The sequence below is a fragment of the Veillonella denticariosi JCM 15641 genome, from assembly GCF_002959855.1.
Lineage (GTDB): Bacteria > Bacillota > Negativicutes > Veillonellales > Veillonellaceae > Veillonella > Veillonella denticariosi.
In genome coordinates this window covers 148,915-161,532 of record NZ_PPDB01000003.1, presented here as the reverse complement: position 1 = coordinate 161,532, position 12,618 = coordinate 148,915, and the positions used below count along the sequence as shown (strand labels likewise).

Annotated in this window: 13 protein-coding genes and 3 tRNA genes; 12 read left to right on the top strand and 4 right to left on the bottom strand. The window is 43.4% G+C overall.

Going from position 1 to position 12,618, the window contains the following annotated elements:
- The first annotated feature begins 131 nt into the window (after positions 1-131).
- From atpB to atpC, 8 genes are read left to right on the top strand one after another with little or no spacing between them, the layout of a single operon-like run.
- Positions 132-830, top strand: coding sequence for a F0F1 ATP synthase subunit A (gene atpB / locus VEHSUH05_RS03235; protein ID WP_038116531.1), 699 nt, complete (start codon positions 132-134; stop codon positions 828-830).
- A 23-nt stretch (positions 831-853) separates the two neighbouring features.
- A complete protein-coding gene (gene atpE, locus VEHSUH05_RS03230) occupies positions 854-1,081 on the top strand; it encodes a F0F1 ATP synthase subunit C (RefSeq protein ID WP_004695064.1) in 228 nt (75 codons plus the stop codon).
- An 18-nt stretch (positions 1,082-1,099) separates the two neighbouring features.
- Positions 1,100-1,597 carry a F0F1 ATP synthase subunit B gene (atpF, locus tag VEHSUH05_RS03225; protein ID WP_038116433.1) on the top strand — a complete coding sequence of 166 codons (498 nt, stop codon included), beginning with the start codon at positions 1,100-1,102 and terminating at the stop codon, positions 1,595-1,597.
- Positions 1,598-1,601: 4 nt separating this feature from the next.
- Positions 1,602-2,153, top strand: coding sequence for an ATP synthase F1 subunit delta (atpH, locus tag VEHSUH05_RS03220; protein WP_105090703.1), 552 nt, complete (start codon positions 1,602-1,604; stop codon positions 2,151-2,153).
- A gap of 16 nt (positions 2,154-2,169) precedes the next feature.
- The gene (gene atpA / locus VEHSUH05_RS03215) at positions 2,170-3,708 is read left to right on the top strand and encodes a F0F1 ATP synthase subunit alpha (protein WP_105090702.1); all 1,539 of its coding nucleotides are present in this window, start codon (positions 2,170-2,172) and stop codon (positions 3,706-3,708) included.
- Positions 3,709-3,711: 3 nt separating this feature from the next.
- A complete protein-coding gene (gene atpG / locus VEHSUH05_RS03210; RefSeq protein WP_105090701.1) occupies positions 3,712-4,566 on the top strand; it encodes an ATP synthase F1 subunit gamma in 855 nt (284 codons plus the stop codon).
- Between the two features lie 18 nt (positions 4,567-4,584).
- Positions 4,585-6,009: a F0F1 ATP synthase subunit beta gene (gene atpD, locus VEHSUH05_RS03205; RefSeq protein WP_038116423.1), complete on the top strand. Its 1,425-nt coding sequence runs from the start codon at positions 4,585-4,587 to the stop codon at positions 6,007-6,009.
- Between the two features lie 3 nt (positions 6,010-6,012).
- Positions 6,013-6,420 carry an ATP synthase F1 subunit epsilon gene (atpC, locus tag VEHSUH05_RS03200; protein WP_105090700.1) on the top strand — a complete coding sequence of 136 codons (408 nt, stop codon included), beginning with the start codon at positions 6,013-6,015 and terminating at the stop codon, positions 6,418-6,420.
- A 95-nt stretch (positions 6,421-6,515) separates the two neighbouring features.
- On the opposite strand, the gene VEHSUH05_RS03195 is transcribed toward atpC, so the two are convergent.
- The 4 genes from VEHSUH05_RS03195 to VEHSUH05_RS03180 all read right to left on the bottom strand — a co-directional run bounded on the left by VEHSUH05_RS03195 (position 6,516) and on the right by VEHSUH05_RS03180 (position 7,730).
- Positions 6,516-7,391: a hypothetical protein gene (locus tag VEHSUH05_RS03195; RefSeq protein ID WP_105090699.1), complete on the bottom strand. Its 876-nt coding sequence runs from the start codon at positions 7,389-7,391 to the stop codon at positions 6,516-6,518.
- Positions 7,392-7,494: 103 nt separating this feature from the next.
- A tRNA-Val gene (locus VEHSUH05_RS03190) sits at positions 7,495-7,570 on the bottom strand.
- Positions 7,571-7,574: 4 nt separating this feature from the next.
- Positions 7,575-7,649, bottom strand: a tRNA-Glu gene (locus tag VEHSUH05_RS03185).
- A gap of 5 nt (positions 7,650-7,654) precedes the next feature.
- Positions 7,655-7,730 (bottom strand) — tRNA-Asn (locus tag VEHSUH05_RS03180).
- A gap of 745 nt (positions 7,731-8,475) precedes the next feature.
- On the opposite strand from VEHSUH05_RS03180, the gene VEHSUH05_RS03175 reads away from it, so the two are divergent.
- The 4 genes from VEHSUH05_RS03175 (at position 8,476) to VEHSUH05_RS03160 (ending at position 12,578) form a co-directional block, all read left to right on the top strand.
- Complete coding sequence (locus tag VEHSUH05_RS03175; RefSeq protein WP_105090698.1) at positions 8,476-9,318, top strand: fumarate hydratase; 843 nt, start codon at positions 8,476-8,478, stop codon at positions 9,316-9,318.
- A 19-nt stretch (positions 9,319-9,337) separates the two neighbouring features.
- On the top strand, positions 9,338-9,898 hold the full coding sequence (locus VEHSUH05_RS03170) for a Fe-S-containing hydro-lyase (protein ID WP_004695073.1): 561 nt from the start codon (positions 9,338-9,340) through the stop codon (positions 9,896-9,898).
- Positions 9,899-10,117: 219 nt separating this feature from the next.
- Entirely contained in the window at positions 10,118-10,669 is a 552-nt protein-coding gene (locus VEHSUH05_RS03165) for a TIGR01440 family protein (protein WP_105090697.1), read from the top strand.
- A 10-nt stretch (positions 10,670-10,679) separates the two neighbouring features.
- The gene (locus VEHSUH05_RS03160; RefSeq protein WP_054674360.1) at positions 10,680-12,578 is read left to right on the top strand and encodes an LPO_1073/Vpar_1526 family protein; all 1,899 of its coding nucleotides are present in this window, start codon (positions 10,680-10,682) and stop codon (positions 12,576-12,578) included.
- Positions 12,579-12,618 lie beyond the last annotated feature (40 nt).

The window sequence follows — 12,618 nt, the reverse complement described above, 5'->3', positions numbered from 1 at the left end:
TGCATTATGCACAAAATATTTATGAGTAATTGGAATTGTTTACCCCTCAAGTGTTGATTATATATCTATAACGATGTATGATGATACATATATATTATATTTATATTAATGTAAATATATTAGGTTTTATTATGTTTATGGAAGGGGTTGAGAACGTGGAATTACATGCGGGACACCATGAGGTCGTGCAGTGGTTGGGGTTGACATTTAATATGGATACTTTAATTGCTACATGGGTTACTATGGCTATTGTAATACTGATAACAGTATTAGCCACCCGGGGACGTAAATTGGTGCCTGTAGGCTTGCAGAATATAGTGGAATCTATATTAGAAGGCTTAGAGGGGCAATTAGCTCCGAATTTGGGTCGCCATTGGCCGATGGTGAGTTCCTTGTTATTTACGTTTTTCTTATTTATTTTTGTAGGAAATGAGTTAGGATTAATGCCAACATTCAAGGCTTTAACATCACCAACATCCGATATTAACACTACAATTGCTTTAGCTTTATGTAGTACATTAGTGGTATGGGTTATGGGGGTTAAAGTTAAAGGCTTATCTTATTTTAAGCATTTTGTACGACCTTATAAGGCTTTGTTAATACTCAATATTTTTGAAGAAATTGCTAGACCTGTTACACTTGCTTTCCGTCTATTCGGTAATATCGTAGCTGGTGAAATTTTGTTAGAAGTATTATATAACTTGCCTTGGTTTGTGCCGGTACCATGGGTTTGGATTGCTTTTAGCTTATTTATTGGTATTATTCAAGCCTTTATTTTTACTGTTCTTACTGCATCCTATTTGGGGATGGGGCTTAGTGAGGAACATTAATTAATTTATATGGAGGATATATTATGGAAGCTCAAGGTTTATTCGCGTTAGCAGCGGCAATCGCAGTAGGTTGTGGTGCCATTGGTGCAGGTATCGGTGATGGTCTTGTATCTAGCAAAGTTATTGAAGGTATTACACGCCAACCTGAACTGCGCGGTCAATTGATGTCTACTATGTTCGTAGCGATTGGCTTGATCGAAGCGATGCCTATTATCGGTGTAGTAGTAGCATTTATTTTGTTATTCAGATAATAACGAGGAGGAATAACCTTGGTTGACTTAAGCCTTGGAACGATTCTTGCTCAAATGTTGAACTTTTTTATATTAGTTTGGCTATTGGCTCGTTTTGCATATAAACCATTATTGGCTATAATGACAGAACGTAAAGAACGAATTGCTAAAGACTTAGAAGATGCAGAACAAGCTCGCGCAGAAGCAGAAGGGTTTAAAGCTGATTATGCAGCTCAAATTGCTAATGCTCGTGTAGAGGCACAACAAATTGTGGAAAAAGCAGTTCAAGAAGCAGAAAATACAACACGTGAACAATTGTCAAGAGCACGCGAGCAAATTGAACAAGAAAAAAATCGTGCTCGCCAAGATATTGCTATTGAACGCGATCGTGCTATGAATAGCTTGCGTAACGAAGTGGTATCTTTATCTGTAGCTATGGCTGGGAAAGTTGTTGCTAAAGATATGAACAGCGAAACTAATACAAAATTGATCGAAGACGCTATTCGTCAACTTGATAGTAAAACGATAGGGTTGTGATACGATGAGCATAGAAATTGTAGCAGATAAATATGGTTCGGCTATGTTTGAATTAGTTCAAGAACAAAATAATTTGGAACTCATGGAGGAGCAATTAGGTTATGTAGCGTCCGTTATGGCGGAAGAGTCTGAACTTCGTTCATTCCTTGAAAATCCAATCGTTACAGAAGATGCAAAGATTAAGTTAGTTGGTTCTATCTTTGAATCTAGTATCGACAAAGTTGCTTTACACTTTATCTATGTGATGATTAAACGCGGGCGCCATCGTTATATTGCACAGGCCATTGCAGCGTTTATTCAAAAATCACGAGAGGCTCGTGGCATTTTGGACGCTACTGTGACTGTAGCAGAACCAATCACAGCTGATGTAGAAGCATCTGTACAAGCTAAATTACGAGAAGTAACAGGGAAAGATGTTATTTTATCTGTGCGCCAAGATCCATCCATTATGGGCGGTATCGTTATCCAATTAGGGGATAAGCGTATAGACGGATCCGTATCTCGCCGGTTACAGGAATTAGAAAAATCTTTATTGCGAACGAACTCTATTAGATAGGGGTGAATGGGTATATATGAAAATGAAGCCTGAAGAAATCACTGCTATAATCAAACAGCAAATTCAGGACTATGATGTTGATCTCAATGTCGATGACGTGGGTACAGTTCTCGACATAGGGGACGGCATCGCCCATATTTATGGTCTTGAAAGAGCCATGGCCGGTGAGTTGTTGGAATTACCTCACGGTGTTTATGGCTTGGTTTTGAACTTGGAATTGGATAATGTCGGTGCCGTACTTTTAGGTGATGACTTCCTGATTAAAGAAGGCGATGAAGTGCGTCGTACCGGTAAAATTATGGATGTTCCGGCAGGGGATGCCTTGATTGGTCGCGTTGTGAATCCATTGGGACAACCGCTTGACGGCAAGGGCACCATCCATGCTACGGAACGTCGTCCTATCGAGCATCCTGCACCGGGTATTGCGGATCGTCAGTCCGTAAATGAACCGTTGCAAACGGGGCTTAAAGCCATTGATTCGATGGTACCGATCGGCCGTGGACAACGTGAACTTATCATCGGTGACCGCGGTACCGGTAAAACGGCAATCGCCTTGGATACAATCTTGAACCAAAAGGGCAAGGACGTTATCTGTATTTATGTAGCCATCGGGCAAAAGGAATCCACCGTTGCGCGCGTGGTTCAGAAATTAGAAGAAGCCGGTGCGATGGATTACACTATCGTAGTATCCGCAAGTGCATCCACAGGTGCGCCGCTTCAATATATCGCACCATATGCGGGTGTTGCCATGGGTGAATACTTCATGTATCAAGGCAAACACGTATTGTGCGTATATGATGACTTAACAAAACAGGCGGCTGCATATCGTGCTATGTCGCTATTATTGCGCCGTCCACCGGGGCGTGAGGCATATCCGGGTGACGTATTCTACTTACATAGCCGTCTGTTGGAACGTGCGGCGAAGCTTTCACCAGAACTCGGCGGCGGTTCCATTACGGCATTGCCGATTATTGAAACGCAGGCCGGCGACGTATCCGCGTATATTCCGACAAACGTAATTTCCATTACGGACGGTCAGATATTCTTGGGAACCGATATGTTCTACTCAGGTGTTCGTCCTGCCGTTGACGTAGGTTTGTCCGTATCCCGTGTAGGCGGCAGTGCACAGACTAAAGCGATGAAACAGGTAGCGGGTCAATTGCGTTTGGACCTTGCTCAATATCGTGAACTTGCGGCATTTGCCCAGTTCGGTTCCGATCTTGATGCGGCGACTCGTGCTCAGCTCGATCGCGGAGAACGGTTGACGGAGATGTTGAAACAGGGTCAATACGAACCGATGAGCGTTGCTGAAATGGTTATCTGTTTATATGCAGGTACAAAGGGATATTTATCATCTATTCAGGTTGATGATGTATTGGCGTTCGAGGCGGAATTATTGCGCTATGTGAAAGCTAATTATCCTGAAATTATCAGCAATATCGATACGTCTAAGAAATTAGAGGAAGAAACAGAAAACCTATTGAAGCAAGCAATTCCGGAATGTGTGGAAGCATTTGGCTCTACTCATATGTTAGTGTCTCATAAGGAGGCGTAATGTATGGCTAGTGCACAAGATTTGCGAAAGCGCATAAAAAGTGTTACCAATACGCAACAAATTACAAAAGCGATGAAGATGGTAGCGTCAGCTCGACTCCGTAAGGCTCAGACAAAGGCGGAAGCAACCCGTCCCTATGCGGAGAAGGTTGGGCAAATCTTGCGTCATATGTCGAATAGTGACTTGGAAGGTTTTGAAAGCCCTCTCTTGGAGGTACGCTCCGTAGAGAGAACCTGTTATATTGTAGTAGGCGCCGATAAAGGCCTTGCCGGAGCGTTCTCGTCGAATGTGTTGAAGTTTGCTATGGAGCAGCTTCACGGTAAAAGCCCGGAAGCGTACCGTGTCATCACGGTGGGGCGAAAACCTCGGGACAGCATGAAATCCAGAAGTATCCATATCGATAAATCCTTTAGCGGATTTTCCGACAAGCCATCCTATGAACATGCGCGCGCTATTATGAATGAGGCGCTTTCACTATACGAACGTCATGAAGTAGACGAAGTCATCATGATTTATACACGGTTTGTAAATTCTATGACGCAAATTGCACAGGCTGAACGTTTGTTGCCGATTGAGCAGCCGCAAGACGAGGTACAGGGCGAGGAATATGATTTTATGCCGTCCGCTGTATCCGTTTTGGAAGCGCTATTGCCGAAGTATTTAGAAATTACCGTATATAATGGATTGTTGCAATCCGCTGCCAGTGAACTGGGCGCTCGTATGACGGCCATGACATCCGCAACGGATAATGCGGGGGAACTCATTGATTCCCTAGGGCTTGAATATAATAAGTTACGTCAATCCAGTATTACAAATGAAATTTCTGAAATTGTTGGCGGCGCTAACGCCTTGCAATAGATAAGGAGACATCTGTCGATGAGTAATAATATTGGTAAAGTTGTGCAGGTCATCGGACCGGTTGTAGACGTGCGTTTTGAAGCGGGTCATTTACCAGCCATTTATAACGCTATTTACATCTACCATGATCATAAAGCACACGATAGACAAAAAATTGTAGTAGAGGTTATGCAGCATTTGGGGGACGATACCGTTCGCTGTGTTGCCATGAGTTCTACTGACGGTATGACCCGTAATATGGAGGCTGAGGATACTGGTGCACCTATTTCTGTTCCTGTAGGGGATGGCGTATTAGGTCGTATCTTTAACGTCCTCGGTGAAACGGTGGACCATGATCCGGCGCCTGTGGTAGCTGATGCAAAATGGCCGATTCACCGTCCGGCACCTAAATTTGATGACCTTTCTCCGGACACACAAATTCTGGAAACCGGTATCAAGGTCGTTGATCTCATCGCCCCATATGTAAAAGGCGGTAAAATCGGTCTTTTCGGTGGTGCCGGTGTAGGTAAAACCGTATTGATTATGGAACTGATCCACAACGTTGCGACTGAGCACGGCGGCTATTCCGTATTCTCCGGCGTAGGGGAACGTACCCGTGAAGGTAATGACTTGTGGAATGAAATGAAAGAGTCCGGCGTTATCAATAAAACGGCCCTCGTATACGGCCAGATGAATGAACCGCCAGGAGCTCGTATGCGTGTAGGTCTTACAGGGCTTACAATGGCTGAATACTTCCGTGATGTGAAGAAACAAGACGTGCTCTTGTTCATCGATAACATCTTCCGCTTTATCCAGGCGGGTTCCGAAGTATCCGCCCTCTTGGGCCGTATGCCGTCTGCCGTAGGCTATCAACCTACATTGGCTAATGACGTAGGGGCGTTACAGGAACGTATCACATCTACAAAAGAAGGTTCCATTACCTCCGTACAAGCTGTATACGTACCTGCCGATGACTTGACTGACCCGGCACCGGCTGCAACATTCGCTCACTTGGATGCGACAACTGTATTGTCCCGTTCCATTGCGGAATTAGGTATTTATCCGGCGGTGGATCCGTTGGATTCTACAAGTCGTATTCTTGATCCTCATGTGCTTGGTGAAGAACATTATGCGGTAGCTCGCGGCGTACAGGAAGTATTGCAAAAATATCGGGATCTTCAAGATATCATCGCAATTCTCGGCATGGAAGAATTATCTGACGAAGATAAGCTTACCGTATCCCGCGCACGTAAGATTCAACGTTTCTTGAGTCAACCGTTCTTCGTAGCCGAAGTATTTACCGGTTCTCCCGGCAAATACGTACCATTGTCCGAAACATTGAGAGGCTTCAGAGAAATCCTGGACGGTAAGCATGATGATTTGCCGGAAGGCGCTTTCTACATGGTCGGTACCATTGATGAAGCCGTTCAAAAAGCAAAGGAAATGCAAGAGAAGGGGGAATAATCCATGGCGGAACCTATGACCCTACAGATTATTACGCCTGATTCGGTTGTATATGATGGACAGTCTACATTCTTTGTGGGCCGTGCTATCGACGGAAGCTTCGGGATATTACCCAATCATGCACCCATGATTATCGCTTTAGATGTGGCCCCGTTACGCATTGATGAGCCCGGCGGTACATCAAAGGAATATGCCGTATTCGGCGGTTTCTGTGAAATCGAACATAACAAGGTGAATATCGTAACGCCTGATTGTCAAGATCCGGACGTGATTGATATTGAACGTGCTCGGCGTGCGAAAGAGCGTGCCGAAGGTCGTCTGTCCCATCCGACACCGGATATTGATGTGGAACGGGCGCAGGCTGCTCTGAAACGGGCGCTGTTGCGACTACATGTAACAAAACAAATATAATAAAAGAGGGCTTATAGGACAGAACGTGTTGTTTTGTCCTATAACTCTAAAAGGGCTAACCAATCGGTTAGCCCTTTGTTATGTATTATGCGATTTTATAATACGCTGACCCCTTTGAGGGAATATGCCGTATTTTTAGGTTGTTCAACTTGAAAGTCCAGCACTACCGGTGATTCCGCATTGACGCCGGGCGCCTGATAGCGGTCTTGGTCCGTCGGGATTCGCTTGTATGGTAATTGATCGAGCAACATGGATACAACCTTGTTCCAAATCATTTTATGCGTTGGCATAGTCAATGTGTCGTCCGTTTGATTGAAGCCGCTACGTACCGTATGAACTATTTTGTCATTTATATCATAGTAGTATAAAAGCCCGCTTACCTTTGCAGTGATGTAGATTTCATCGTTATCGGCTGGGGGAATTTTATTGATGGAGTTTAACTGGACATATGTATCCTGAATCGGAACCGGCATGATTACGATATTGGAATTTTGCGCCGCCGCAATTTGAGTTAAATCGGTAGCCGAAATATTTGCAGTCGGCGTATTTGTGCTGACGATGGTCGTATCATAATATGGATATTTTAATAGGCTTGATACGCGTTCCGTCATATATTGACCGAATTGAGCGGTTTTTTCATTTTTCAATGTGGCGGGAACAACGATGGTCACCTTTCGGCTCGGGAAATTTTTTAGGTGACCGTCATAATTTGCTGTGGAATCGTTGATAGTCGCTTTGTCCTGTGCACTGGCATTACCGGCAGCAGTTGGTATCTGGTTTATTACATTCGCATCATACGGTGCTATAGAAGCCTTTTGAGTTGAAGCGGACAGTATAGGGTGTTGTTCCCTTGCTTGAACTGATGTTTCAGATTGGATTGTTGCCGCCTGGGCAATGCTCGCAGCTGAAATAACTGCCACAGCGCCTAGGATGAGTAATGGATGAATAAAGCCTTTAAATCTATGTGTCATGATTCCTCCACGAATTTAAATAACAATATGAAAGGTTGATATTAATAACTATTATATCATAGTGTAATAAAAAAGAAGCAAGCCTTGAGCTTGCTTCTTTAGCTGGTGGACGATGACAGGATCGAACTGCCGACATCCTGCTTGTAAGGCAGGCGCTCTCCCAGCTGAGCTAATCGTCCATGTTGGTGACCCGTCCGGGAATCGAACCCGGGATACCGCCGTGAAAGGGCGGTGTCTTAACCGCTTGACCAACGGGCCAAAAGTGGCTCCCCGAGTAGGACTCGAACCTACGACCGATCGGTTAACAGCCGATTGCTCTACCGACTGAGCTATCGAGGAATGGTACGTTTGTTATTATATGTTAGATTTATTATAAAAGCAAGCATTTTTTTCGGCTAAAGTCGCCAAATTTCGTGTTAAATGATATGACTAAAAGACATAACATTATGAATTATATAACTCATAACAAAAAAGTGATGAGTTAATTAGTAATTTTTATAAAACTTATTAAGAGGAGAACATACAGTTATTTACTGGGATTGTCGGTGTTTTATAATAGGAATATAGGTAAGAGTTAGCAATATATCTATATTGAAGATAATCGGTATAGATATGCAAGATTAAAAAGTTTAATCAAAGTTGTTGAAAGATAATATCAATTAATATAATTAGTGTATTTATCTTATTAGATATAGACTGCTTTCACAAGGTTTTTAGAAGATATTGTATAGGTTTTAAAAATTTTATATAAAGCATTCTATAGAGCGGGAAGACTGCTGTATATGTATGACTTTTATCACACCTATAAAATAGAATGATTATGGAATAAATCATGAAAAAATACTCGCAGAAGGGCCTTAATATATGTAGAATTATGCGTGAAAATAATTCTCAAAACATTGAAAAGCATTGAGAAAACTGTATAGGTGGGGCGTTGAATCCCCCTATATTGTGTGCTACGATTTATGTATAGAGTTAATCTCAATCGGTTTGAGATGGATATTCTCTCATATGCTTGAGAAATGTAATTCATCTCATCGGTATTAGAATTAATATTCAACTATTTTCCTGAGGAGGGATTATCTTGCGCGAGATTCAAGTATCTGAAATCACAAAAACAGTCCGTCAAATGTGTATGGACGCAGCTTACCACTTGCCAAAAGACATCTATGAAGGTTTGAAAAAAGGCCGTGAAACAGAAGAGTCTCCGGTAGGTTGTATCGTTCTCGATCAAATCATCAAAAATGCAGAAATTGCCGATGCTGAAGATCGTCCTTACTGCCAAGATACCGGTATGACAATGGTATTCTTAAAAGTTGGTCAAGACGTACATTTTGTTGGCGGAGATCTTACAGAAGCTATCAATGCCGGTGTTGCAGCCGGTTATGTTGAAGGTTACCTTCGTAAATCCGTTGTAGCTGAACCGTTGTTCAACCGCAAAAATACACAAAATAACACACCTGCTATTATCTACACTGAAATCGTTCCTGGCGATAAAGTAGATATTCAAATAGAGTTAAAAGGTTTCGGTTCTGAAAATAAATCCGATGTAGCTATGCTCGTACCTGCTGATGGCGTGGAAGGCGTTAAAAATGCAGTTCTTGAAATCGTAAAACATGCAGGTCCTAACCCATGCCCTCCAATCGTACTCGGTATAGGTATTGGCGGTACTATGGACCAGGCAGCTGTTATGTCCAAAAAAGCATTGCTTCGTGACATTAGCGTACCTCATAAAGATGCAGACTATGCGAAATTGGAAAAAGAAATCATGGAAATGGTTAACAAGACCGGTATCGGACCACAATTGGGCGGCACTACAACTTGTATCGGTGTAAACATCGAATGGGGCGCAACTCATATCGCAGGTCTTCCTGTTGCAGTTACTATCATGTGCCATGCTGCTCGTCATGCTCACGTAGTACTTTAATCGATAGGAGGTAAAAACAATGGCTGAATCAATTCGCATTAATACTGAAGAATATAATGAAGAGTTTTCCCGCAAATTAAAAGTTGGTGATAGCGTTCTTATCACCGGTAAAATTTACTCCGCTCGTGATGCTGCTCATAAAGTTATGACTGAAGCTTTAGCGCGTGGTGAAAAATTGCCAATCGACTGGACGAATAAATTCGTTTATTATCTTGGACCAACACCTGCAAAACCTGGTGATCCAATCGGTTCCGCTGGTCCTACAACTTCCGGTCGTATGGATGCTTACACACCGACCATGCTTGATCAAGGTATCAAAGGCATGATCGGTAAAGGTTCCCGTAAACCGGAAGTAGTTGAATCTATGAAGAAAAACGGTTGCACATACTTCGCAGCAGTGGGTGGCGCTGCAGCATTGATTGCAAAATCCATCAAAAAATACGAAGTACTTGCTTATGGTGAACTTGGTCCAGAAGCTTTGGCTGAATTGACTGTTGAAGATTTCCCTTGCATCGTAGTCGGCGATACTGAAGGTAACAACTTCTACGAATTAGGTCAAAAACCTTACAGAAAAATCTAATCGTCGCCACTGAGCGATTGAAAGAGGCTTGCTTTAGCGAGCCTCTTTTTTGTTGCCTTTAAATGTCTCCGGCGGTTTAGGGCGATACTTTCAAGATTTATACGGTATTATCATGCGATGTTCACCTCAAATGTGTAGAGTATAGTCTATCGAATCTATCGATTTTGTGATAACATACATTATAGATTTTATATATTCATTATCGAGTGAGGCGATGATATGAGTTCCTTAGAAGATATCCGTCAGTCTGTCCGTGTGGCGATGATTGAGTTATTAGATTTAGCAAAAATTCATGCGGGGCAATTATTTGTTGTCGGTTGCTCCACCAGTGAAATTATGGGTAAAAAAATAGGCACTGATTCCCACGTCGATGTGGCTCATGCCGTATTTGATGAAATATATGATGCCGTTAAGGCTCGTGGGCTTAATTTAGCGGTTCAATGTTGTGAGCATATTAATCGCGCTCTGGTGATGGAGCGTGGAGCCGTTACATGGGAGGAAGAGGTGAATGTGGTTCCTCAGCTGCATGCCGGCGGTGCTATGGCGGTAAGGGCCTATGAACAGTTCACAAATCCTGTGGTGGTCGAGTTTATTAACGCCGATGCCGGTATAGATATTGGCGATACTTTTATCGGTATGCATATGAAACATGTGACAGTGCCGGTGCGTCTCAGTATTAAGGAGATCGGTTCCGCTCATGTGACCGCGTGTCGTGTTCGTCCTAAGAGCATTGGGGGCGGACGTGCTGTATATAATGAAACGTTGATGTAGGGGGAGAGTTATGTCAAGCGTAGTACCTTATTTTGTTTTGACCATTGTGGCATTGGGCTTTTTTGCGGTTTGTTACGCCGTATTTAATCGTGGTGATGGTAAAAGTCAAACACGTGATACGAAGCGCGACACACGTGTTCGTCATACGCGGCATAATACGGATACAGGTCATGGCAGTAATGCATATCCGGAAATACCATTTTTAAATAAGGAACCCGGTGCGGATTCTTATCAGCGTGAACCTCAGTATGATATTCCGCTTCAAAATAATGGTTCCGGTGTAGATACGTATCAACATGAGTCTTTGCAGGATACGTCGTTTCATAGCGACAGTCATAATGCAGACGGATATCAAGATGAGTATTCTCGCGTTCCGTCCCCTCAAAATCAACAATTTAATGTAGACGACAATCAAGAGGCGTTGGCTCAGGATACACAACCTCAAAATGAATATGCTCTTGCCCTTGTGGATTCTCGTGAAAGCGATTTGATTCCTGATGAGTATGTCGCTTATAAAACATCATTAAAACTAGGTGATCCGGAGCGTGAGGATACATCGGCTACATCAGATGTGCCTGATACACAGGATGCAGCTGATTCCCCGGAACAGTCGGTTGTACCGAATTTGCAGGCTACATCAGATACAATTATTCTTGATGCTGTTACGGATGAAATGCGTCAGCAATCTGAAGGTGTTGAGGATACGATTGCCATGGGTGAATCCCTGGAAGCCCTTGCGGCGGATAAAGAGGAAGCTATTGACTCCACACAGATGATCGGCGGCGTTATAAAAGAAAAGCGGAATGATCAGGAACAGGCCGCACCTCAGGCGTTATCCGCCTTGGAAGAAACACGCCTCTTTGATGCTGCGGAAATCAATGAGCAGCTGGCTGCTACTGAACGGTTACATGAAGAGTCATCCTCTCATGCTGTACCGCAAATAGATTACGAAGATAAGTATCTTGAAATGGCGATGGCTCCTTTTACTCATGCCTTTGGTGTTTTGTCGGGTGACACGCATCAGTATGTTGAATCTATCACACGGGATGCATTGGCGGCTCTCAACGTTACAACTGTGGCGGAGGTCAATGTATTATTGGATAATATCGTCATTCAAGAGGCGTTGATGAGTATGCAGAAAGCCTATGCGGGTACGACGACGGAGTGGATGAAATCCGCCGCATTGGGTGCGTTCCTCGATGTGGTACAGTCTCCGAAGTCTAGCACACCTTATTTAGTGGCATTTGATGCGTTGCGCGTGTTACCGCATATGACATTGGGGCACTTTCAGGTGATGGCCTTAACTTTGCTGTTACAGTATTCTCGTAATTCAAATAACTATGGGCTCATTCACTTTCAACATTATGTGGAAAAATATATTGAGCCGTTTATTTCCGATTTGCCTCAAAATCCGTCGTTTTATCGTCAGCTGGAGTATCTCCGCTGTACGCAGGAGGAACGTGAACCGATTACATTGGCTCAGGTGTTGTCGAACTCGTATCCGTTTGTATTTAACTATCGCGGTTTTACCAAGGAGGAATTGTTCCGAGCTACGGACGGGCATGGTGTTGATCCGCGGTATGTGGTGCGCAGCTTGAATTCCAATCTGTATAAATTGGCCCTTGTTGATGAAGCGATGGCACCGCGATTCTTTAGAGAAACGCGTATTTCTAACTTCATGGTACAGCGCGATCTGATCGCTCTTATGAAGAGTAAGCCTACCGCATTTGCAGGGCAGGAAGCGCGCGATATCATGGATGATATTTCACCGGTACTTCTCGATTTGGCGGATGTATTTGATAATACTCCGATGTCGTCCATCAGCTTGACTTTATTAGGTCTTTATTTGGGACGCGCTCATGTGAAAGCAACTATCGGTGAAGAATTTGATTTGTCTCATTGGTTCTGACAGATTTTGGATTGTAAAGAAAAGCCTCACCCGGTCGATA